This is a genomic window from Aliiglaciecola sp. 2_MG-2023, assembly GCF_030548145.1.
In the GTDB taxonomy this organism is placed as follows: domain Bacteria; phylum Pseudomonadota; class Gammaproteobacteria; order Enterobacterales; family Alteromonadaceae; genus Aliiglaciecola; species Aliiglaciecola lipolytica_A.
Genome location: NZ_JAUORY010000003.1, coordinates 1 through 22,533, shown reverse-complemented (window position 1 = coordinate 22,533; position 22,533 = coordinate 1). Strand labels below are relative to the sequence as shown.

The 22,533-nt window shown below is 39.4% G+C and carries 21 protein-coding genes, 1 tRNA gene and 1 riboswitch; of the genes, 18 read left to right on the top strand and 4 right to left on the bottom strand.

Translation table 11 applies throughout. From position 1 onward, the window contains the following. Window positions 1–11: 11 nt before the first annotated feature. From Q4567_RS03920 to Q4567_RS03910, 3 genes are read left to right on the top strand one after another with little or no spacing between them, the layout of a single operon-like run. The gene (locus Q4567_RS03920) at window positions 12–917 is read left to right on the top strand and encodes a class I SAM-dependent methyltransferase (protein ID WP_303499447.1); all 906 of its coding nucleotides are present in this window, start codon (window positions 12–14) and stop codon (window positions 915–917) included. Continuing rightward, on the top strand, window positions 898–1,917 hold the full coding sequence (locus Q4567_RS03915; RefSeq protein ID WP_303499446.1) for a sulfotransferase: 1,020 nt from the start codon (window positions 898–900) through the stop codon (window positions 1,915–1,917). Before Q4567_RS03920 ends, Q4567_RS03915 begins: the two co-directional genes overlap by 20 nt. A 47-nt stretch (window positions 1,918–1,964) precedes the next feature. Further along, a complete protein-coding gene (locus tag Q4567_RS03910; RefSeq protein ID WP_303499444.1) occupies window positions 1,965–3,128 on the top strand; it encodes an aspartyl/asparaginyl beta-hydroxylase domain-containing protein in 1,164 nt (387 codons plus the stop codon). A 50-nt stretch (window positions 3,129–3,178) separates the two neighbouring features. On the opposite strand, the gene Q4567_RS03905 is transcribed toward Q4567_RS03910, so the two are convergent. After that, a complete protein-coding gene (locus tag Q4567_RS03905) occupies window positions 3,179–4,798 on the bottom strand; it encodes a tetratricopeptide repeat-containing sulfotransferase family protein (protein ID WP_303499442.1) in 1,620 nt (539 codons plus the stop codon). Between the two features lie 72 nt (window positions 4,799–4,870). Here Q4567_RS03905 and Q4567_RS03900 point away from each other — a divergent pair, with 72 nt between their 5' ends. From Q4567_RS03900 to Q4567_RS03870, 7 genes are all read left to right on the top strand, one after another. Further along, window positions 4,871–6,697 carry a tetratricopeptide repeat protein gene (locus Q4567_RS03900; protein ID WP_303499441.1) on the top strand — a complete coding sequence of 609 codons (1,827 nt, stop codon included), beginning with the start codon at window positions 4,871–4,873 and terminating at the stop codon, window positions 6,695–6,697. A 429-nt stretch (window positions 6,698–7,126) separates the two neighbouring features. After that, a complete protein-coding gene (locus tag Q4567_RS03895; RefSeq protein WP_216050120.1) occupies window positions 7,127–7,888 on the top strand; it encodes a DUF3450 domain-containing protein in 762 nt (253 codons plus the stop codon). A gap of 6 nt (window positions 7,889–7,894) precedes the next feature. Beyond that, window positions 7,895–9,247: a MotA/TolQ/ExbB proton channel family protein gene (locus Q4567_RS03890; RefSeq protein WP_216050121.1), complete on the top strand. Its 1,353-nt coding sequence runs from the start codon at window positions 7,895–7,897 to the stop codon at window positions 9,245–9,247. A gap of 1 nt (window position 9,248) precedes the next feature. Then, complete coding sequence (locus tag Q4567_RS03885) at window positions 9,249–9,773, top strand: MotA/TolQ/ExbB proton channel family protein (RefSeq protein WP_216050122.1); 525 nt, start codon at window positions 9,249–9,251, stop codon at window positions 9,771–9,773. An 11-nt stretch (window positions 9,774–9,784) separates the two neighbouring features. After that, a complete protein-coding gene (locus Q4567_RS03880; protein WP_216050123.1) occupies window positions 9,785–10,189 on the top strand; it encodes a biopolymer transporter ExbD in 405 nt (134 codons plus the stop codon). Then, window positions 10,189–10,803 carry an energy transducer TonB gene (locus tag Q4567_RS03875; protein ID WP_216050427.1) on the top strand — a complete coding sequence of 205 codons (615 nt, stop codon included), beginning with the start codon at window positions 10,189–10,191 and terminating at the stop codon, window positions 10,801–10,803. The genes Q4567_RS03880 and Q4567_RS03875 overlap by 1 nt, the downstream gene beginning before the upstream one ends. Beyond that, on the top strand, window positions 10,803–12,062 hold the full coding sequence (locus Q4567_RS03870; protein ID WP_216050124.1) for a lipopolysaccharide assembly protein LapB: 1,260 nt from the start codon (window positions 10,803–10,805) through the stop codon (window positions 12,060–12,062). The genes Q4567_RS03875 and Q4567_RS03870 overlap by 1 nt, the downstream gene beginning before the upstream one ends. A gap of 319 nt (window positions 12,063–12,381) precedes the next feature. Here the strand turns inward: Q4567_RS03870 and Q4567_RS03865 are convergent, their stop codons facing one another. Continuing rightward, complete coding sequence (locus Q4567_RS03865) at window positions 12,382–14,553, bottom strand: GNAT family N-acetyltransferase (RefSeq protein ID WP_303499437.1); 2,172 nt, start codon at window positions 14,551–14,553, stop codon at window positions 12,382–12,384. Between the two features lie 69 nt (window positions 14,554–14,622). On the opposite strand from Q4567_RS03865, the gene Q4567_RS03860 reads away from it, so the two are divergent. After that, a complete protein-coding gene (locus Q4567_RS03860; protein ID WP_216050126.1) occupies window positions 14,623–15,039 on the top strand; it encodes an acyl-CoA thioesterase in 417 nt (138 codons plus the stop codon). 80 nt (window positions 15,040–15,119) lie between these two features. Here the strand turns inward: Q4567_RS03860 and Q4567_RS03855 are convergent, their stop codons facing one another. Continuing rightward, the gene (locus Q4567_RS03855) at window positions 15,120–16,268 is read right to left on the bottom strand and encodes an iron-containing alcohol dehydrogenase (RefSeq protein ID WP_303499435.1); all 1,149 of its coding nucleotides are present in this window, start codon (window positions 16,266–16,268) and stop codon (window positions 15,120–15,122) included. A gap of 314 nt (window positions 16,269–16,582) precedes the next feature. Further along, window positions 16,583–16,681, top strand: a riboswitch (TPP riboswitch). Between the two features lie 60 nt (window positions 16,682–16,741). On the opposite strand from Q4567_RS03855, the gene Q4567_RS03850 reads away from it, so the two are divergent. The 7 genes from Q4567_RS03850 to rimI all read left to right on the top strand — a co-directional run bounded on the left by Q4567_RS03850 (window position 16,742) and on the right by rimI (window position 21,711). Beyond that, window positions 16,742–18,805, top strand: coding sequence for a TonB-dependent receptor (locus tag Q4567_RS03850; RefSeq protein ID WP_216050128.1), 2,064 nt, complete (start codon window positions 16,742–16,744; stop codon window positions 18,803–18,805). Window positions 18,806–18,823: 18 nt separating this feature from the next. After that, the gene (locus tag Q4567_RS03845; protein ID WP_216050129.1) at window positions 18,824–19,081 is read left to right on the top strand and encodes a YkoF family thiamine/hydroxymethylpyrimidine-binding protein; all 258 of its coding nucleotides are present in this window, start codon (window positions 18,824–18,826) and stop codon (window positions 19,079–19,081) included. After that, complete coding sequence (pnuC, locus tag Q4567_RS03840) at window positions 19,081–19,710, top strand: nicotinamide riboside transporter PnuC (RefSeq protein ID WP_303499431.1); 630 nt, start codon at window positions 19,081–19,083, stop codon at window positions 19,708–19,710. The genes Q4567_RS03845 and pnuC overlap by 1 nt, the downstream gene beginning before the upstream one ends. A 56-nt stretch (window positions 19,711–19,766) precedes the next feature. Beyond that, complete coding sequence (locus tag Q4567_RS03835) at window positions 19,767–20,570, top strand: phosphotransferase (RefSeq protein WP_303499430.1); 804 nt, start codon at window positions 19,767–19,769, stop codon at window positions 20,568–20,570. Window positions 20,571–20,658: 88 nt separating this feature from the next. Beyond that, a tRNA-Trp gene (locus Q4567_RS03830) sits at window positions 20,659–20,735 on the top strand. Window positions 20,736–20,757: 22 nt separating this feature from the next. Continuing rightward, the gene (locus Q4567_RS03825) at window positions 20,758–21,255 is read left to right on the top strand and encodes a hypothetical protein (protein WP_216050132.1); all 498 of its coding nucleotides are present in this window, start codon (window positions 20,758–20,760) and stop codon (window positions 21,253–21,255) included. 6 nt (window positions 21,256–21,261) lie between these two features. Beyond that, window positions 21,262–21,711 carry a ribosomal protein S18-alanine N-acetyltransferase gene (rimI, locus tag Q4567_RS03820; RefSeq protein ID WP_303499429.1) on the top strand — a complete coding sequence of 150 codons (450 nt, stop codon included), beginning with the start codon at window positions 21,262–21,264 and terminating at the stop codon, window positions 21,709–21,711. A 12-nt stretch (window positions 21,712–21,723) separates the two neighbouring features. Here the strand turns inward: rimI and Q4567_RS03815 are convergent, their stop codons facing one another. Further along, window positions 21,724–21,981, bottom strand: coding sequence for a helix-turn-helix transcriptional regulator (locus tag Q4567_RS03815; RefSeq protein ID WP_216050134.1), 258 nt, complete (start codon window positions 21,979–21,981; stop codon window positions 21,724–21,726). Window positions 21,982–22,533: the final 552 nt, after the last annotated feature.

The following is a 22,533-nucleotide window of genomic DNA, read 5'->3' as shown; positions in this document are numbered from 1 at the left end:
TGAGGCAATCCTTGGAAAGTTATTGGAGCCAGTATTGGCAGCAAGGTCATTTGACGTCTTTCGGTAATGATTTTACAGAAAATTATACCGGAGTATTAAAGTCCCATTGGGAGAAAGTGTTCACAACAGTACAAAGTCAAACTAAAGTGTTGGATATTGGTACTGGCAACGGTTCTATTATCGCTTTAGGAAATAATGTTAATTCTGAACTTGTTTTTACTGGATTAGACAGCGCCAAACTAAATATACCAGCGACATTACAAACTAAACAAAATGTTCACTTTGTTGAAGAAACCTCAGCTGAAAAGCTGCCGTTTGAAAATGATAGTTATGGCTGTGTCGTGTCCCAATTTGGCATTGAATATTCATGTTTATCGAAAAGCATAGAGGAAGTAGCGCGGGTTTTAAAATCAACTGGTCGATTTGAATTTGTTCTCCATGATAGTGAATCAACCATTGTTAAACCCAATATACAGATGCTTGAAGCGGGTAAAGCACTTTTAAACAGTGAGGTTATTGATAGTCTTCGAAAACTGTTTAATGGGCTGGCGAAATATGGTCAACAATCGCCATTAACCGAGCAACTTAGACATAAATTAAACGCCGATATCGGCACCATTGCAACACAACATGCGACAGGCTTACAAGGTACAAACTTTCCAGCGTTTCTTAAACATGTGATGAACACCAAGTTAGATATCAAGCAACGGAAAAGCGATTTAAAAATATTTTTGCGTGAATTGGAAGGTCAAATTGAACGACTTTCAGATTTAGTTAATGCCGCACTGGACAAAACAAAGCATCAAGAGTTCATTCAACTTTTGGCTGAATACGGTTTGCAGGTAGTGAACGATGAATACATCGTAGAAAATGGAAAAATGATAGGGCGATACATCAGTGGCACTAAAGCAAACTAATAAACTTATTGAACCCATTATTATTTTGTCGGCGCCTCGAGCTGGCAGCACTTTATTATTTGAAACTTTGGCTAAGCATCCCGATCTTTGGACTGTTGGCGGAGAGAGTCATCAAATTATCGAACATATACCAGCGCTGAGTACGGTTGCTAGAGGATATGTATCGAATAGACTAGATAGTGATGATGCGGATGATGATACGATTCAAACCCTACAAACAAGGTTTTACCAAGCAGCAAGAAAAGCAAATGGACAGACTAACGCAGGTTCTGAGCAGCAAATTCGCTTACTTGAAAAAACCCCAAAAAATGCGCTGCGTATTCCGTTTTTACTTTCGGTATTCCCTGATGCTAAATTCATTTATCTAGTAAGAGATCCGCGTGAAAATATTAGTAGCATCATGGATGGCTGGCGCTCCGGTCGATTTGTGACCTATCCCGAGATTACAGCTACGGATTCTAGATGGTCATTTTTGTTGCCCGATGGTTGGCAAGATTATAAAGCAGCCAGTAAAGCCGAAGTAGCGCGGTTTCAGTGGCAAGCCGCTAATGATGCCATCCTCAACAATTTATTGCAGCTACCAACAAATCAGTTTGAAGTCGTGTCCTATCAAGATTTAGTTACACAGCCAATGGAAGTAATTGCTAGATTGACCGAATTTTCTCATTTATCACCGTTTTCCCAAAGTTTGCAACGCTTACCTTTATCTCGTTACACATTATCGCCGCCTAACAAAAATAAGTGGAAGCGCAATCAAATTGAAGTCCAACAGCAATTACCACATCTACAGAATACATTGACTAAAATTAACAGCTTGCTGAAATGTAGGGGATTAAGTCAACTTGATCTAATTGATACGAATTTTGATGCTGTTGTAGTCCAAAGACCGAGCGCAGCAATACAAAACAGTCCAGAATTCCCCAAAGTATCTCGCAATGCTTTGTGCCTTTGTGGTTCAGGGAAAAGATATAAGCAATGTCACGGTATTATTGTAAAATAAACCGTCAGCTAGCTAAGCAGTAAGATAACACTAATGGAAAGACAGCTTTGAAACTTAAACACGAATTCATTCAGCTTCCTTTGCACTTTGACGAAAAGCGTTTACAAACGGAAATCAATCAGCTTGATCGCAGTTTGTGGGCGCCTCATCACGAAGGGTTTAAAGGTAACCTCTCTATCCCTCTAGTGTCGTTGAACGGTCAGTTTAATAATCTGTTTAAGGGACCTATGGCCGCTACGTCTGTATTGGCTGAGACTCCTTATTTAAAGCAGGTTATCGCCAGTTTTGGAGAAGTGATAGGTCGCTCGCGTCTGATGGGGTTGGAAAGTGGTTGCGAAGTGCCTTTGCATTCAGATATTAACTACCATTGGTATAAACGCGTCCGTATTCACATTCCCATTGTGACTGATCCTAATGTGGTCTTTTATTGCGGTGATAAACAAGTGCATATGAAAGCCGGCGAAGCGTGGATTTTTGATTCGTGGAAGTACCACAGAGTTGATAATCAAAGTGACTTATTTAGGGTACATCTTGTTATTGATATCTGTGGTTCGAGTAATTTTTGGAATATGGTTGAAAATGGTCATGTACCCTGGCTGAATGATGCTTTTACCCAAGAGCAGATTAAGCATGTGGCATTTAATCCGCACAGTGACGGGAATTTTAGAAGCGAACGTTTTAACACGCCATTAGTCCTTTCTCCCGGTGAAATGGAAGGCTTGGCTAATGATCTTATTTCAGATTTGCGCTGTGTGGAAACTAATCCCCGTCAGCAACGAGATGAGATGATTCATAGAGTCCAAGCATTTTGCTATCAATGGCGAGAACTGTGGGGCCTGTATGGTTTGACAGAACAAGGCTGGCCTTCATATCACAAATTACGTCAGCAGGCCTATGAAGGTGTTATGCATCTTGAAAGCAGCTTAGAGCTTAGTAACGGCACTCAGGCGACGCGCATGTTTTTGCATTGTATGATTGATCCGGCGTTAAATGTGGAAGTAAAAGACAGTTATCTAGGCAGCCCAGCCGATGACAATCCCAACATAAATGTTGGCCAAAATACGTCACAACAGGGCAGGTCTGCAGAGGCTTATGCTCACAATGAAAATAAAAAAAATGACCTTCCTGAAAAATCAAAGTTAGGTAGGAATGATATCTGTCATTGCGGCTCTGGGCGCAAATTCAAACACTGCCACGGTAAACTTACTTAGCCTTTAATGTGATTATCTGTGCTCAAGTGCTTGATTACTTTGGCAGTATTCTATCTCAACGTTGATTGAATGAGTGCTTTCAACGAGTCCATTTGTTGTTTAAATTGCGGTAAATATTGAGCATAAACATCAGCACTTCCAAGGGCGTTTTTATGAATTGGTTGGCGAACTTGGCTAGCGCTTGGCGTTAACACTGGCTTATCCGATTTGAAAAATTCAAAACATGCATTCTCTACTGGCAAACCACAGAATTCGAGCAGTTCTGTAATATTCTTTTGCGGCTCGGATACCAACTTAGCGTAATCTAAATGATATATTTTTTCGGGGAATTGCTTAGACCAATGTCCCATTATCTTGACGTACCCAGATACATAACTTTCAATTGCTGCTAAATTGAAACTGAAGTCATTTCCATGGCTAAAATGCTGACGGTAGACGCTCATCGCATTATCGAAAGGATCTCGAATTAAATTGATGATTTTTGCATTTGGAAACAAAGCTAAAATTAAGGCAATGTGTAAATAGTTAGTGGGATTTTTATCAATAATGTACGGATGTTCTTCAGTTAAATAAGCTTTAGCTTGCTTTAGGTAAAATCCAGAATAGCGTAAACGTTGCTCATCCGTCATGTTCAACAGGCTTTGTGAATAGCCTTGTTTGCGACTCAGTTGCATGGCGATTCTTTCAATGTAGGGGAGTTCATCGGTTGCCGCTACTTGAGAATGGCTAGCCAAAATTTGTTCCGTTAAAGTCGTACCAGAGCGAGGCATACCGACTATAAAAATGGGAGTCACAGACTCTCTAGTTAACACCTCTATATTTTGTGATACCGGAGTATAGTGACTCAATTCGTTTATTAACTGGAGGTAGCCATGTTGTTTAAAAGGACGTAGTTGCGACAGTTTAGCGTTGGCGGCTGTCATAAACTGTAAAGCTTGTGAGTACGACTTCTGTTGGGCCATAGCATGACTTAACGCAAACTCGATTAATTCTGGCTTATTTTCTGGCTGTCCTTGTGCGATTTTTGCCAGCTTGTCCTGCATATCCTCAATTTCTTGTGACCTGAAAACATAATTTTTAAGGTCCGCTAAACCCCAATAACCATAGCCACTGTTAGCTGGATCTTGGTTAATATACTTTCGATAATATTCAGCTGCTTTTGGGGGGTCACCAAAGGCTTTGTAATTATGCCCAAGATTTAGCAGTAATAGTGGATCTGCAAAATTGTTTTGCTCGCAAACTAAAGCAAGCTCAATAGCAGCTTGTATCTGTCCTATTTTACTTAAGCATAAACTCTGATTGTATTTGATTTTCATATCTTGTGGATGCAACGCAATGAGTTTATCCAGGACTTTATTCAGTAAAAAATACAACTCCAACTTATTTAAGTGCCCAGCCAAAGTCATTAATTGGCGTTCACTTAAATCATGTTCATCCACTAACCCTATTAGCAGATCCAAAGCAGTGTCAAATTGGCCTTCTGCAGCCTCAATTTGATATCTGATTATCAATGCATCTGTTTGTTTTGGCTCTTTACGCAAAATCTTATTCACTGCTAACCGGCTCGAAGTAAGTTTGCCGTTGGCTAATAATTGCTGTGCGTCATGTAATAGTTGTAGGGTTCTTTGCGACAAAATAGACTCTGGATTTAATCTTGGGTTGGATTTCATTAAATGGTATCTTACCTTGATTCGCAACTCGGTTGATAGCCACTTGTAACCTGATTTTATTACCTGATTCTTATGCAAAATCCAAATTTAGGCGCGCAACAACGTTTGAACATGGCCATGCAGTTAATGCATAAAGGCCAATTTGAACAAGCTCTAACTCATTTCTTGATTTTAAAAGATCTGGGCATTAAAGACTTTCGATTATTCAGAGCCATGGGGTCTGCATATGAGCGTTTAGGCAGAGACACTGACGCTAAGCGATATTTTTCCGAGTCTTTGCTGGGCAACCCGAAACAAGTGGATTTGTACTATGCGCTAGGCAAAATCGCTTTTCGCGCTAACCAATTTAAGCAAGCCCTGAATCACTTCAAACAGTGTTTGTCATTGGATAATAAAAGTCCGCAAGTTTGGCTAAAGTTAGGACAGACTTATTTCTATTTGCATGAGCTGGAATTAGCAGAGCAGGCATTTTTAAAATGTGAGGATATGCAAAGGGATTGTGTTGACGCAAAGCTCGGGCGAAGTCGTATTTTACAACAGCGCAATGAACACGCTACTGCCGAAAAACTATTACATTCTCTTTTACAAACAGAGCCTAATAATTTACTGGTTGTATCTGAGTTAGCTTGGTTGAAGAAACACCAAGGACACTATCAACAAGCAGCGGAGTTATTCTATAAAAGGCTTACTATCGCCCCTGAAAATCCTGAATCTTATGAAGACTTGGCACTGGCATACTTAGATTTAAACTTGCCGGAAAAAGCATTGAATATTCTTCAACAAGGTATCGAAAAATCGCCAGATAATCGTAAACTGAACCAAGTATTTAGTTCCTTAAAATATGAAATGAATGATGATAATCATCTATCTCACTATAGCCGACAGCCAATCGAAACAATGCCGGACGGATTAATTGTCGATTATATAGTTGGTTTAGTGAAAGTCGATGAACTTGCGCTAGCTAATCAGCTTGTTGATAAGCTACAACTTAATTCAGATAAAAAGCATGTAGCTAATAGTCTGCAATTAATATTATGGGAAAAAGAAAACAAACACGAATCTATTGTTAGCTATTTAAACGCTATACAGTCATCGAAAACAGCGTTGTCGATGACTGAAAATGAAATATTGGTTAAGGCCTATCTGGCTTTAGATGAAAATCAGCAGGCAAACAAATTGCTGGATAAGATGCTCCTATCAGCGCCTGATGACCAATTGCTTTGGGCGCTTAAAACCACGGCATTAAGACAGTTAAAAAGTCCTGAATATGAGCGTCTTTGTGATTATCAAAATATGGTATTCAAACACCCTTTAATGCTTGCGGATCATAATGAGAGTATTGAACAATTTAGTCAGCGCTTACGTGTTGCGTTAGATGAAATTCATGTAAGCCAGCGGAATCCTCTGGATCAATCTCTGCGGCATGGAACACAAACCATGGGCAATCTGTTTGGACATCAAGTCCCGGTTATTCAAGAACTCCGGGCGGCTTTGAAACGAACGATAGATGCTTTATTGGTTAATCTGGTTTTAGATCCCAATCATCCATTTTATAAACATGCTGGCAAAAGTATTGAGTTTTCGGCAAATTGGTCGGTTAAGTTAACCGATAAAGGCTTTCATGTTTCTCATGTGCATCCAAAAGGCTGGCTCAGTAGTGCTTTTTATGTACATATCCCTCCGGTTGTCAATGATTCTAGTAAACAAGGCTGGTTGCATTTTGGCAAACCTGGTATTAAATTAGCGAATGCACTTGAAGCTCAGAAATGGGTAAAACCTGAAGTGGGCCAGTTAGTTTTATTCCCATCCTATTTTTGGCATGGCACAGAACCTTTTCATGATACGCAAGAAAGAATGTCTGTGGCGTTTGATTTATTGCCCAATAATTCAGCAAAATGAATTATGCGTTAGATGAAAAACTGACCTAAACTAAGTTTATAGACTTTCGTATAAATGGTCTTACCAGCTCTTTATCGCTATTTTTGAATAAATTGTCGTAATTACATTATTTTTATTCACAAAATAGTTGAATTTTTTATAGAAAGTGTAATATGAAAATGCTGCTCGAAGTCCTATATACTGTGGTAATGCGGTTTTTTTTATGCTTCTTTGATTATAAAAACTACCGTTAGTCACTAAATGCTAAAGTGTGGCATACGATATCTTGACAACTCGATAACTTCCGTGTGACCATTCGAGTGCAATAGTGTTAAATCTGTTTAGGAATAACACTATAATCCTAAAAATAATTATATAGCCCCTTGTCAGTGAACTTTTCACCTAGACTGGGATTCATAACAAGAAAATTGGTTGGGAACTATGTCCAAAATGAGCAAGAGAACCCTTATTGCCTCTACCGTTATGGGTGCATTTGTACTTGGTAGTAGTGCAGTCTCTGCAGATACATTGAATGATCTTCATAAAGAAGAAGCTAAAATCCATGTTGCTGCAGCAAAATCTCAAGAGAAAATTGATAATCTCTTTCAACAATCACAAGAACTTTTAGTAGATTATCGTGCAGTTGTAGACGAAACAGAAAATCTGAAAGTTTACAATGATTATGTTGCAACTCTAGTTGCTGACCAACAACGCGGTATCGATTCTTTGCAAAGACAAATCGACCAAATTGATGAAACTAAGCGCGGTATCGTTCCTTTACTTTTCAGAATGATCGACAGTCTTGAAAAATTCATTGAAGCTGATGTTCCAATTAAAATGGCAGAGCGCAGAGCGCGTGTAGAACGTTTACGTGATGTTATGGGTAACTCTAACGTTACTGTTTCAGAGCGTTTCCGCCAAGTTATCGAAGCTTACCAAATTGAATTGGATTACGGTTCGAAGATTTCAGCTTACCAAGGCAACATGACTTATAACGGTACTGACATTACGGTTGATTTCTTTAACCTAGGTCGCACCGCATTAATCGCTTTATCTCTAGACCAAAAGAATGCATGGATGTGGGACACTGCAGAACGCACTTGGGTCGAGCTAGGCAGCGAGTACTTAGAATCTAGTATCGCAGCAGTTCGTATGGCAAGAAAACAATTGCCAGTTAATCTAGTTAAACTACCCATTCCAGCTGCGGAGTAATAAGAAATGAAATTAACATTTAAATCCGTATTCGCTGCAACAGCAGTAACACTTTTAGCATCTGGTGCGCACGCTCAGTCAACACTTGATCAATTACTAGATGAAGTGAAGCAGAATCGTGTTTCTGAAGCCAGACTTGATAAAAAACGTGAAGCTGAGTTCCAATCAGCTCGTGCAGACAAACAAGCTCTATTAAGAAGTGCTCAAGCAGCATTGAAAGCCGAAGAAGCTCGTGGTGATCGTCTCGCTAAGCAATTTTCTGATAACGAAGTGACGTTAACAGAAAAAAGCACAGAACTAGACATGGCAACTGGTGACCTTGGTGAAATGTTTGGTGTTGTTCGCCAAGCTGCATCTGAGTCTTATGGACGTATCGCTACATCAATTGTTAGTGCTCAGTTCCCTGGTCGTGCTGCATTCCTAAAAAGAATGTCAGAAGAGTCTGAAGGTCTTCCAAATATCCGCGAATTAGAAGATATGTGGATTGCTCTTCAAACTGAAATGACTGAGTCAGGTAAAATTGCTCGTTTCAATACTGAAGTAATCAACCTTGAAGGTGGTTCTTCACAACAAGAAGTCGTGCGCGTTGGTGCATTTAACTTGGTCGGTGAAGTAGGTTACTTGGTATATGATGATCAAGAAGAAAAAGTTCAACCTTTAGGTCGTCAACCAGACGAGTTCCAAGCTGAAACAGCTCGCGAACTATACGCTTCTACTTCAGGAATTATTCCTACTTTTGTTGACCCTTCAAGCGGTGCGATTCTTGGCCTATTGAAACAGAAAGCAACATGGGAAGAGCGTTACCATGCAGGTGGTCCAGTTGGATATACAATCACTGTAATGTTGGTGATTGGTTTGTTGATTGGTTTCTACAAAATCATCACACTTACACTTATCAGTGGCAAAATGCGTTCACAGTTAAATAATCCTGGTTCTCCTTCATCATCCAACCCACTTGGACGTGTATTAAAGGTTTACAACGAAAACAAAACTGCTGACACTGAAAACTTAGAAATGAAGTTGGATGAAGCTATCCTTAAAGAACTTCCTTCTATTGAAAGTGGTATTAACATCATTAAGATTTTTGCTGCTATCGCTCCGTTACTAGGTCTACTAGGTACGGTACTTGGTATGATCGCTACCTTCCAACAAATTACGTTGTTCGGTACTGGTGACCCAAGATTGATGGCTGGAAGTATTTCAATGGCATTGGTAACTACAGCTCAAGGTATTATCGCGGCTCTTCCGCTAATCCTTATGCACAGCATCGTTGCTGGTCGTAGTAAATCAATCGTGCATATCCTTGACGAACAAACTGCGGGCATAGTAGCTGCTCACGCAGAGTCGGAGAAAGCATAATATGGCTGACCTGATTGGATTATGGGATTCTGTCAGGGAGTTTATCGCGACAGGAGGCGGGGTGTTATACCTCGTCGCTTTAGCGCTCTTTCTCATGTGGGTGTTAATGATAGAGCGCTTTTGGTTTTTAAATTCTGTGTATCCTAAGATGAGAAAAAATATCATCAAAGATTGGGATGCTAGAACTGATACCACCTCCTGGTATGCGCATAGAATCCGTGATGCTTGGATTTCACAGGCTTCAGACAAACTAGGCAGTAACATGTTACTGATTAAAACCTTAGTGGCAATGTGTCCTCTAATTGGTTTGCTAGGAACAGTTTGGGGCATGATTAACGTATTTGAAACTATGGCGACGCAAGGAACCGGTAATGCTCGATTGATGGCAGCTGGTATTTCAATGGCAACAATTCCTACTATGGCAGGTATGGTTGCAGCTTTGTCTGGCGTTTTCTTTAGTTCTCGTTTGGAATCAAAAGTTAAAATCGCCAAAGAGAAGCTGATTGACAGCCTTCCTCACCATTAAGAGAGAAGTTTATGGCTCGTAAAGAACGTGTACCAGAGGAAGATGCAGCGATTGATATGACACCGATGCTCGATATCGTGTTTATCATGCTTATCTTCTTCATTGTAACCACTGTTTTCGTTAAAGAAGCAGGGATACAGGTGAATAAACCCGGCGCTAGCCAGGCGTTTTTATCTAAAAACGCTAATATCTTTATTGCTGTCACGGAAGACGGTGTAATTTGGATGGATAAGCGCGAAGTTAAGGTTGAATCTATTCAAGCGAACCTTGAAAAGCTTTTGGCCGAACAGCCTTCAGATGTTGTGATTATTCAAGCAGATGAAAAAGCTGAACATGGTATTGTGGTGAAAGTGATGGATCAAATCAAAGCCGCAGGTATCGACCAAATCTCAGTAGCAGCTAGAGGAGCATCATAATCATGCGAGTAATTTTCTCTATATTGCTTGGTGCCGTCGTTGCTTTTGCCCTTTTTGTGGTAATGGCTAAGTTGGTTGCAAATTCTTCGCAACCAGCAAGTGAAGTACCTGAGTCACCTGTTATTGATATTGTAATGTCGGACCCAGACGAAGCAACACAAACTCGTCAACGTGTTCCACCACCACCTCCTCCTCCTCCTCAGCAACCGCCTAAAATTCAGCCGGTTGAACCTGATGTGGAAGACGCAAATGCTGATGGCGTAAGCTTTAACATGCCAGCTGTAGATGTTGGTGGCGCATCAATTGATATCGGTGGCGTTGGTAATATGCAACGCGATGGTGAAGCAACTCCGATTGTTCGTATTGAGCCTAAGTACCCAGTGCAAGCCGCTCGAGATGGTAAAGAAGGATGGGTTATTTTATCTTTCACTATCAACGAAGTAGGCGGCGTGGACGATGTTGATGTTTTGGATGCAGATCCTAAACGTATCTTCGACCGTGAAGCTAAACGTGCATTGCGTAAGTGGAAATACAAGCCAAAAATCGTCGATGGGAAACCTGAAAAACAGTTCAATATGAAAGTGCAATTGGACTTTAAATTGGATCAAGGCTAATGAAAAAGTTTGTAATAAATGTTACTGCGATAGCAACTCTAGGTGCCGCTACATTGCTATCAAACACAGCAGCAGCTCAGTCGGCACCGGTAGCTTGTGCAGATTACAAGCGTGGCACAACCAATATCGTTGGTGAGCGCGTTGGTAAAAAGATTCAGAAAGCGCTTGAAGAGTATAATAACGATAATATCGATGGAGCTTTAGCTATTCTTTATGAAGTTGATGCTAAAGACGGATACGACAAAGCGTTTACTGATAATTTTATCGGCAAAATGTTGGCAGGTCAGGATGGTAAAGGAGCTAAGGCTCTTGAGTATCTTGAAGGATCTGTTAACCCAAAAGCACTCAACGACTCTGAGCATGCTAACACTGTGAGACTTGTTGCAGACCTTAGTATGCAAGAGAAGGAATATGCTAAAGCTGTTAAGTATTATGAGCAGTGGATGACCTTCACTTGTAAAGAAGATCCAGACATCTATACACGTATGTCTCAAGCTTATTATGAGCTAAAAGATCTTCCTAAGATGGTTCCACCTGCTGATAAAGCGATTGCTTTGTATGAAAAACCTAACAAAAACCCTTATGTTTTAAAGTTGCAATCATTTTACGAACGTAAAATGTATCCGGAAACTGTCGCCGTTGCTGAAGAGCTAGTGCGTACCTTTCCTGAAAGCAAACAGTGGTGGTCACAATTAGGCTTTTTCTACATGTTAGTTGAGGACTATAAAAAAGCCCTTTCTACATTTGAAATTGCATACAATCAGGGTTACTTGGCTAAAAAGTCTGAAATAAAAGCATTGTCACAATTATACGCGACTAATGAAATTCCATATAAAGCAGCTGTGCTTTTGGAAAAGTATATGAAGTCAGGTTTGATAGAAGAGAGTGAACAGACTTTATCGAGTCTTGCTAACTCTTACCATCAAGCAAGAGAGTATAAAACGGCAGCTAGCTATTATGAAAAGGCAGCTAAGATAGAAAACGACGCTGATTTATATCGCAAGCAAGGTATATTGTTACTTGCGGCAGAAGATTACAAAGGTTCAATAAATGCTTTACAAAAAGCGCTTGATAATGGAGCAGACCAAACTGGTCGAATTCATATCGCGATGATGGAAGCAAATATTTATACCGGTAACTTCCGTCAAGCTATGGTTCATGTTCGTGAAGCGAAGAAAGACAAAAACGTTGAACGTACTGCTAGAGCTTGGGAACCGTATATTAAAGAAAAAGCGAAAAATCGCGGTATTAAAGTTTAACTTTAAGATCTCGATAGCAATATTGTTACCTTTAAAAGGCTTCTTAATAGAAGCCTTTTTTATTGCTCTCTCACTATTCATAAATGTAAGCCTAATTAAAAGATTTTTTTAGGTTTTTTAGGTTTATTGTTGATAGCTGATGGTTTTTAAATGTCCTCAATCTTATCTAATTTTTTTCATCTCTGTTTTTTTTTGGTCACTTCATCGGCCTGTCGTTTACTCTAATTTATTGTTGTTTAATTCGGATTGTTGAAATCAAGTTAGCGGATGATGCTGAAAGAACCGTGTTTATCTTAGCGATATTTAATGGAAGTAGAGCTTAATTTTTAATGAGTTTTTTTAATTGTTCTCGAAAGTAACTTTCAATTTGTTTTTTACCTGCTAACTTGTAGTTAGTACATAGCTGAGGATAGCTGTTTTTAGCGACTATCACATCATTAATAAATTTCCACCCATGGATGGCCTCTTCATCTAGAGTCTGCAAATTTATAGAAAGACTTTTTATCCAATTGAATACAGCAAACTCAACTGCAAACAGAGGGCGATTACCTGCAATAAATTGGGTCATTAAATTATGCCAATACATTTTCATTTTATGACTGTCATATGGCTGTGCAGATTTTTTTAATTTAAGGTTGTTGAATATTAGTTCAACTAAAGCAGGGGAAAGCGTTTTTAGGCGGTAATCTTTTTGATAGTGTATTTGCTGAGTGCAAATTAGGTTTAAAAATTTGCTAATCTGGTTAGCATTACAAGACAATGGTTTGAGCATAATTGCACTGAATTCTCCACTTGAAGCGTCTTGTTTAATACCAAGTTTTACCAACTGAAAATCATTGTTGTACCAAAATAGCGCGAGCTCTTTTGTTAATCCAAACGAACTACCTAAAAAATCTACCTTATGTTCTTCTGCAGATCTTTGTATATGGGCTAACAGCTGCGAGCCCACTTTTTTATGCCTATATTCTTGTTTGACTGCTATTCTAATCACGCGTATATAGCGCTTTAACAAGTACTCTGGATTATTATTATCAAATGCTAACCGTTGCGGAATTAAGTGGCCAAGGATGCGTCTACTGCCTTGGGCAATGTCTATTGCAATTGGAGTTAGATCTTCCCCTCCCTCTAAGGCGGTGAGGGCGACTCCTATTGGCTCTGCATATTGATTACTAAACACGTGAATGTGTTGATCTCCATCCAACATTCTAACCAAATCGTCTGGTGAAGTTTGATAATGGGCATCAACTAACAATTCAAATACCCCTTGTAACAGCGATGGCTGCTTGATTAATTGTGCTCCATTATAAACCTCGTAAACCAATTCATTGGAAGAGTTGGAAATACTCTGGTATTCAGTCAACCGCTTGGATACCGAACTCTGGGTTGTGGTTTTTAGCGCCATGACCTTATGCCAAAAGGCTTCAAGAGGATCATTTTCGAACCAGCGAATAGGTGTGTGCAACATGAATTCACGAAAGTGTGCAAAATAGGTTCTTAAAAAAGGTTTAAAGCGTAACTCAAAGCCTCTGCCGCTGCCTTCATAACCATGAACTGTTGTACTGAGAACTACGTTTGGATAAAGCTGAACTAATTTTTCTAACACTTCTGAGGGCAATGAGGCGGCTTCATCGACGAATAACCAATCGGCTTTTGGTTGGGTTTGAATAATTTTATCGAAAGGAACATACGCCAAGTGATTCGCTAAAATTTGTTTAATATCTCGGCTAGGGTCATTTGTTTTTAAAATTTTCGAAGCTTGTTCAAATATTTTTTGAGTCATGGGACGATGGGCTGACGTCACTAAAAATGTGGTATTCGTTGACATGATTAATTGTCCAGCTGCAATTCCTAAAGCAGATGATTTTCCTCTGCCTCTGTCTGCAAGAACGACTATCTGATTGTTATCTTTAGAATATGCAAACTTGATATATTCCACCAACTGAAACTGATCAGCAGTCATACATACTTCATCTTGAAAATGGCTTTTTCTCAATTCGGTTGTTTCTGCTTGAGTTAGTTGCAATTGTTGTTGTTGCCAGATTGAAACGCCAGGGAAGGTTTTAATATGCTCCACTAACCATTCTATAAATGGCGAGTGAGGACGGCTTGTATTAGGCACTAATCCTTGAACTGTACTTTGCGTATTGCCATTTTGTGACCAAGTATCTAGTTCTGGGCAAAGTAATATCATCAAGCCGCCTTTACTCACACAGCCGCTCAAAGCGAGTAGGGCATTGCCTCTAATATCAGCAAAGCCATCATATACCACCCATTCGAATTCTTGACCTAAAACGCTCCTATATTGCTTTGATTCAATATTTTTTACAGAATCAATATCACCGACACAAATACTCGATGTTGGAGCATGTGCAGTAAGTATATTTGTTATCGATTCTTTAACCCACTCCTGCGATCCGGATATAACCAACAACTGTCGGTGACCGATATTGCGTCTGCGTTTCTCAAGCCAAGTTAATACTTCTAATGTCATATGCTTTTTTAGTTGAATTCTTGATATAGTTCAACTCCCTAGTGTATTGAATAAATTTAAGGAATACGAATGCGCTTTCTATCTCGAAGGTTAGTGATGCCAGGAGATTTAAATTATGCTGACGCGTTATTTGGTGGTCGAGCATTGGAATGGATTGATGAAGAAGCTGCTATCTATGCTATTTGTCAGTTAGAAACGAATGTGTTGGTAACAAAGCATATTGGTGAAATTACATTTGAATCTCCAGCGTTAAAAGGAGATGTAGTAGAATTTGGTCTGGCGACTAAAAAAGTTGGGCGTACTTCGATAACTATAACCTGCATGGTTCGCAATAAGGTGACCAAAAAAACCATATGCGTGGCGGATGATATTGTATTTGTCAGTTTAGATCCAACTACCAGAGAGCCTGTGCCTCATGGCAAAACGATTAAAGATTTGGAACAACAAACCCAGCAAGAATTAAGATCATTGAATTTAAGTGATTAGTTTCTTGTAACGTTATCCAAACTCAATTTGTTTGAGATAAAAATGCCGCTGACGTTTTGAAGTTAGCGGCATTTTTTATTCTATAAACTTGCGGTAACTATTTTTCTAACATCTTCAGGCGTAATGTTTTGCCTTTCACCTATTTTAGTTTTGCCCGCTTTTTCGAGTCTCGAAGCAACCTTATCGGCTACATCACTATCAATGTCATATTCAGATAGGGTGGTCTTGATTCCCATATCTCGGAAAAATTGTTCAGTTTTTTCAATAACTAAATTGATTGCCCCTTCTTCATCATAGCGGCTTAATCCCCAAACTCGCTCTGCATATTGAAGCAGTTTTTCCCGTTTGTGTTCACGCTGATGTTGCATTACACGGGGTAAAATAATTGCAAGGGTAACGGCATGATCTAAATTATAAAGGGCTGTTAACTCATGTCCTATCATATGGGTAGACCAATCTTGAGGTACTCCAGCGCCAATCAGTCCACTTAACGCTTGTGTCGCATTCCACATTAGATTCGCACGCAATTCATAATCTTTAGACGTGAGCACCTGCGGCCCGATATCAATTAAGTTGCTTAAGATCGATTCCGCAAATCGGTCTTGAACACTCGCATTTACGGGGTAGGTTAGATATTGCTCAATAACATGTACAAATGCATCTACCACACCATTTGCCAGTTGGCGTTCCGGTAAAGAGTAGGTGACTTCTGGGTCTAGTACCGCGAATTGAGGTCTAACATGTTCCGACATGAAGGGTAATTTAAGATTATATTCTCGACGAGTTACCACTGAGCTGGTATTGGTTTCAGTACCTGTCGCTGGGAGTGTTAATATGCAGCCAAGACTTTTAGCACTTTTAACTTTTGCACCCTTAGCTAAAATGTCCCAAGGTTCGCCTTCGAAATCTGTGGCTGCGGCGACAAATTTAGCTCCGTCGATGACTGAGCCACCTCCAACTGCGAGAATAAATTCTACGTCTTCTGATTTCACCATTGATACGGCTTTCATCAATGTTTCAAATTCGGGGTTAGGCTCCACCCCGGAAAATTCACACCAATCGTGCCCCTCAAGTTGTTCAATAACTTGTTGATAGATACCGTTGTTTTTGATACTTCCACCGCCGTATATCAACATGATTTTGGCACTGGGTAGTAAAGTGGATAATTTACTAATACTGTCTTTTCCAAAAACAACTTTAGTGGGATTGTAGTAGATAAAATTTTGCATTTTCAAATCCGAAATTATGTAAAGAAGCTGAAAAGTGTCGATTAACTATATTGAACCACTAAGTGAGAAATTCAAGTTGAATGTATGAATTAACCGTCATTCATCAGTTCTATGATTTGCCTAATTGGCAGCGTAGTTTTACAAATTCAAAATATTCAATAAGTTAACTTGCGTTTTTAATTGGGGAGTCCGAAGCTTTCGACTTTATTAATTTTGCATGCGCAATCCATACCAATTTCAAAAAACAGCAATATATTCATGGCGATTCCATTACGCCCTTGCTATCATCTCGCCGTTCAAGTTAAACACTAACTTGTTACACCAAGGGGTGCTCTTTGCTGAGATCTAATTTATTGGAAACCCTTATACCTGATCCGGATAATACCGGCGTAGGAATGGTCATCAAGAACTTCTTAAAGCTCTCCATTTACTGCCGAAATACCGGATCTTTTCATTAATTAGAAGAGATCCAAATGAAATTAAAATTTCCTTTACTTTACACAACCTTATTAAGTGCAATTCCTGCATACGCGTTAGCAAGTGAAAATCTAGAAGTGATTACTGTTACCTCAGACTTCAGAGAAAACGATATTCAGAACGTCACTGCCAGTGTCAGTGTGATATCTGAAGAGGTGATTGAACAACGCAATGGCTTTCATCTTGAGGATATTTTAGGGGTAGGTGCCAATATTAACTTTAGCAGTGGCGCTTCCCGAGGACGTTTTATACAAATACGTGGAATTGGTGAACGTAGTCAATATTCTGAACCTAATAATCCCTCAGTAGGATTGTTAGTAGATGATTTTGATTTTTCTGGATTTGCCGGCATCGGCACCCTGTTCGATGTTGAACAAGTAGAAATTTTGCGTGGACCGCAGGCTACTGAGTTTGGCGCTGCGGGTATGGCCGGAACAATTAAAATCAAAACCGCCGAGGCAAATGAGCAGCAACAAACAAAATTTCTTGCCACTGTTGCTCAGCAAAATACTTGGAATATTGGTGCAGCTTACGGTAATCAAATTACTGATAAACTTTTCTATCGTGTTGCCATCAACCAGTTTAAAAGTGACGGTTTTATCTACAATCAATTTTTAGATAGAGATGATACCGATAACTTAGATGAGTTGACTGCGCGTTTGAAGCTCAAGTTTCTAGCAACCGATAACACAACCATCGATTTTAATTATCAGTATTTTGATATTGATAATGGCTATGATGCGTTTTCACTTGATAATGATGGGGTTACTCGCTCAGATGAGCCTGGTGTTGATACTCAAGAAACCCATGCTTTTGGCATAAAAGCGAAGATTGAATTTGCAAAATCTACACTTATTGGTTCATTGAACCACACTACATCAGATTCAGTGTACGGCTATGATGAAGACTGGACTTATGTGGGCTTTCACCCTTGGGAATACAGCTCGACTGATTACTATTATCGTGAGAGGGATTTAACCAGTGTTGATTTGAGAGTTGTTTCAAATGACAACGGATTGATTTTTGATGATAGCACGCAGTGGCTAATTGGTTTTTTTGCTCGTGATATTGATGAAAATACGCGCAGAAATTATACCTATGCAGAGCAAGACTTCACCAGTCAATATGAACCTCAAAATTTGGGGGTATATGGTCAAACCGACACCCAGCTTACGTCAAATCTAAATTTAAGCGTTGGTCTTAGAGCGGATCGTTTTGAGATGGATTATATCAACAATGACGGTTATATCGAGCAGCAAACGGATACCATGCTAGGTGGTAAAGTTGTTCTTAAATATTCAATAAATCAAGCATCTGTGTATACGAGTGTTTCGCGAGGGTATAAAGCAGGTGGATTCAACCCTGACCAACGGGTAAGCGAAGCAAGTCGTTTATTTTCTCCTGAGTACAACTGGAACTACGAAGTTGGCATTAAAGGACAAGCCTTTGACGATCAACTCTTTATGCGAGTTGCACTTTTCTACATGGATAGAGAAGACACCCAAGTTAGTGACTATGACGTGCAAATCAGCGAAGAAGGTATTCCGAGTTTTATTGATATCATCGGCAACGCAGATGTGGGAACCAACAAAGGTTTAGAAGTAGAACTTGATTGGCAAGTATCCGAGTTGTTAAACCTGACTGCTAATTATGGTTATCTAGACGCTTATTTTGGAAGTTATACCCAGGCCGACGGCACCTATATTGATAAACAATGGCAAGCCCAAGCGCCAAAAAATTCATTTAACTTAGCTGCTGTCGGGTATTTATCTCAAACTGTAAGTGTGCGCTTAGAAGCGGATGGCAAAGACAACTATCGTTTTTCCGATGGGCACGATGTGGAATCACCTTTCACTGTTTTAGTAAATGCGCAATTACGTTTAGATTGGCAGGATTGGACGTTTTCTCTATGGGGCAAAAACATACTGGACCGCGAACATTACGTTAGAGGGTTCGGTGGTTTTAGTAATGATCCGCGAGACGGATATGCGACGCCTCAACCTTACCTGCAACTTGGCGATGGTCGTCAATTCGGACTTACCGCAAGCTTACGTTATTAATCAAATTGGACACTAATTATGAAATCAGTAGTTGAAATCTCGTTATATCCACTTAACCAAAAATACTTAGCACCAATCCAAGACTTTATTGACCGACTCAATAGTTATTCGCAGTTGACGACATCAACGAGTGATACCAGCACCATAGTGCGCGGAGATATGACTGAGTTAATGGGCATCTTGAATACCGAAATGCAAAAAACCTATGAACAAGTTGGTCAAGCGATATTTGTTTGTAAATTCTTAAATGGCGATGCTATGGGTGAGTCTAAGTAATGGAAGACCTGTATGTTGTGCTAGTCGAACAGGTTAGACAACAATCGGTACTAGAAGTAGTAGCAGTGACTTTTTCACTGCTCTACCCTTGGTTAGCGGCGCGCCAAAATATATTGTGTTGGCCGGCTGCTCTGATTAGTACCACTCTTTACGTTTATATTTTTTGGGAAGTCAGTTTGCCCTTCAATAGCCTGCTTAATATGTATTATTTAGTGATGGCAATTTATGGTTGGTTGAGATGGCAAAAAACAACTCAGAATGATGTGCTTAAAGTGTCCGTGGTTCCGCTGGTCGTGCATTTATGGATGGTCTCTTTGTTAGTTGTTATGGGGTTGGCATTGCCTCATCTTGTAACACTTTCATGGCAAGGAAGTGATTTGTATCTAGATGCTTTTGTGACAGTTTTCAGTGTCTATGCCACCTATTTAATGGCTAACAAGGTGCTTGAAAATTGGCTATTTTGGATTGTCATCAATACATTCGCAGCATATCTATATTTCATCAACGGATTGTTACTGACTGGCGTAATGTTTATTTGGTATTTTGGCTTAGCAATTTATGGATATATTAAATGGAAAAAAGCCTATAAAGTCGAATCTTTGCCAGAGGAAGCCTACCAAAAAATCTAACTTGAGTCGGCAGCATAGCAAGAGTATGCTCAGAATGTCAGATTAAAGGAAAGAAGATGAAAAAGGCCCGAATCATCGATGAGTTAATAGCCAGTCAACTGTTTGGACAACACTTGTCTTTGGAGCCTATAAAGGGTGGGGTGGTAAACTTAAGTTATCGCCTCACTACATCATCTGCAGTTTACTTTTTAAAAACCTTTGAATTAAATCATATTACACCAACCGATCGGCAAGCCTTGTTTATGCAGCAACAACAACTGAGTGAACTTGGCATAACCTCAACACCTATTTACCTGTCTAAAGCCCATGATTTTCAGGTTGAGTCTTGGGTAGAGCACGTTTCACTATTCAATATCAACAAACCAAAATCCGAGAAAATTCAGTTATTAGCTAAAGTATTGAGTGATATCCACCACTTACCGACAGTCGCGACTTCGATCGATTTGCCCAAAGACTGGATATTGTATTTAAATGCGGCGAGCGTTTCAGATCTCGATTATTGGCAGAATCGGATTGACCAATGTAAACCGGATTGGATTGAGACCCATAAATGCGACCAAGTCTTATGTCACAATGACTTAGCCATGGAACATGTTGCAATAGGAGAGTCTTCTTTAGTGTTTGATTGGGAGTACGCTTCTTTAGGAAATCGGTATTTTGATCTAGCTTCATGTGCATTGATTAACAATATGGAGCTTCACGAAATGTCAATTTTACAACACAGTTATGCAAAATTTTGTGATCTTAGTGAAGATTATGTATTCGAGCAGTTTCAAAAACAATTTCCTATTGTGCAATTAACTTATGACCTTTGGAAAGAAGCGGCAAAAACGGTTTTATTAGACGATGGGAATAGCTAAGTTCGAGTAAAGTGAAGAATTTCTGCTAATTAGCACTTCAAACTACTTTACCTTTTTTTTTCCATGAGTATAATGCTGCTTCTTCTGCAGGGGTGTAGTTCCAATTGGTAGAACAGCGGTCTCCAAAACCGACGGTTGGGAGTTCGAATCTCTCCACCCCTGCCAATTTTTCTGTTAGTCTTGAAGAATGAACGAGCCTACCCCAAAACCACTCAGCAAATATCAAGCAGCCATGCTCACTCACATGGGAATTGTACCGTGGCAACTAAAAACTAATAGTCAAGATGTGGCTCAGTTAGACAGTGAAGTAACGACTCAAAGCAATGTTTCAAGTTCGGCACTTCAATTACCTAGCCAAGAGCAAAAGCAAGCAGGCTTGCAAAGACTAAGACAACAAATTGAATCAAAGCGTAAATCTGCTAATAACGGTCTGTTGTTGTGTATGCCTGAGACCGCGAATAACCAACTGTTAGCAGATTTGCTGTTGTATGCAGATTTATCTATCACTCATTGTATATTCGAAGAAAATGCTGATCCTAACGATTACGTTGATTTTAAGTTAGCTTGGCAAGTAGGTGATAAACTATCTCTTAATGGCTTGGTATTGACGGCGCCAACTCCGGACAAAATAAATTCTAGCCAAGATAAAAGACAACTGTGGCGAATTTTACATCAAGTATTTTAATTTGTTATGAATAGTCAAATTCAACAAATAGACAAAGCTAATCATTTTGCGGCTTTTCGCGTCCAACAATCCTGTCATCTTAATCCTTGGTCTGAGTCGGTCTTTTTAGACAGTCTAACAAAACCTTATTTTGCTTATCAGCTGGTAGTTGATGAGCAAGTAATAGGGTATTACATTGGTCTTAATGTGGCTGGTGAAGCTACATTGATGGATCTGGGGGTGAGTGGCGATTACCGCGGAAAAGGTTTAGGTCAGCAGTTACTTTCGCATTTTATTCTACAGTGTAAGCTACGCAACTGTGACGAGATATGGCTGGAAGTGCGAGAGTCCAATCAAACGGCTGTGCAACTCTATTCAAAAAATAATTTTAGTTTTATCGAAATTCGAAAAGACTATTACCCAACTAAAACAGGCCGTGAAAACGGCCTGATCATGAAAACGACTTTAGTAAAATAAATTTATCTTAATTTATCTTACTGCAGCACTTTCTAAATTCATTTGTTGGCTGGCATCTGAACGATCCATTGCCATTTGAACAATTGCTGATGAGTTGAATTGACACCCATTACACATTGCGATGAATTGATTCATGCTTGGGCTACCAATATTCTTTTCCCAATTTTCATAAGTTTTTCTAGTTTTAACATTTGCAAGTTTAGCCATTTGAACAGTTGTTAAACCAGCTTCTAAACGCATTTTCCGCAAATCACTACCTGTTATATACATAAGGTTCCTACTCCATTTATTATTATATATGTAGCAAACAACAATTGAATTGGCGTATTAATAATTATTGTCTGCCTTAATTTTCAACATATTGTAAGCAACGTTTTGTGGATTGAATTCCACATGGTGTAAAAAAACATCCTAAATATATAACTGTTTGTTTTTTAAAGGTAAATAATTTACCGTTAAACAAATTTTAGCTGAAATGCAGGTTGAAACGGGGAAGAAGGTACTTTTGTCATGACAAACAAGCACCTTTCTGAAACGAATTGAGCATCAAAGCAACAGGATTTCACTTTGTTCGAATAATTCAAACACGAAATTATTCATTACTATTCACTACCGATAATGGGAACTAAGTTACTACTTTAAAAACTTACCTATTTCTAAACATGTATTCTTAAGTTTGCATATATCTAACTAGATCACTGATTTTTAGACTTTTAATAAGCTCAAAATGCTGTCGTACCAAGAACTTGCTTGAGTTGTTTCAGCAATAGGTGGCTTCTGTTTAGAGCCAGCGTGTGCACTAGTGGCAGCAACAGAGGTGGT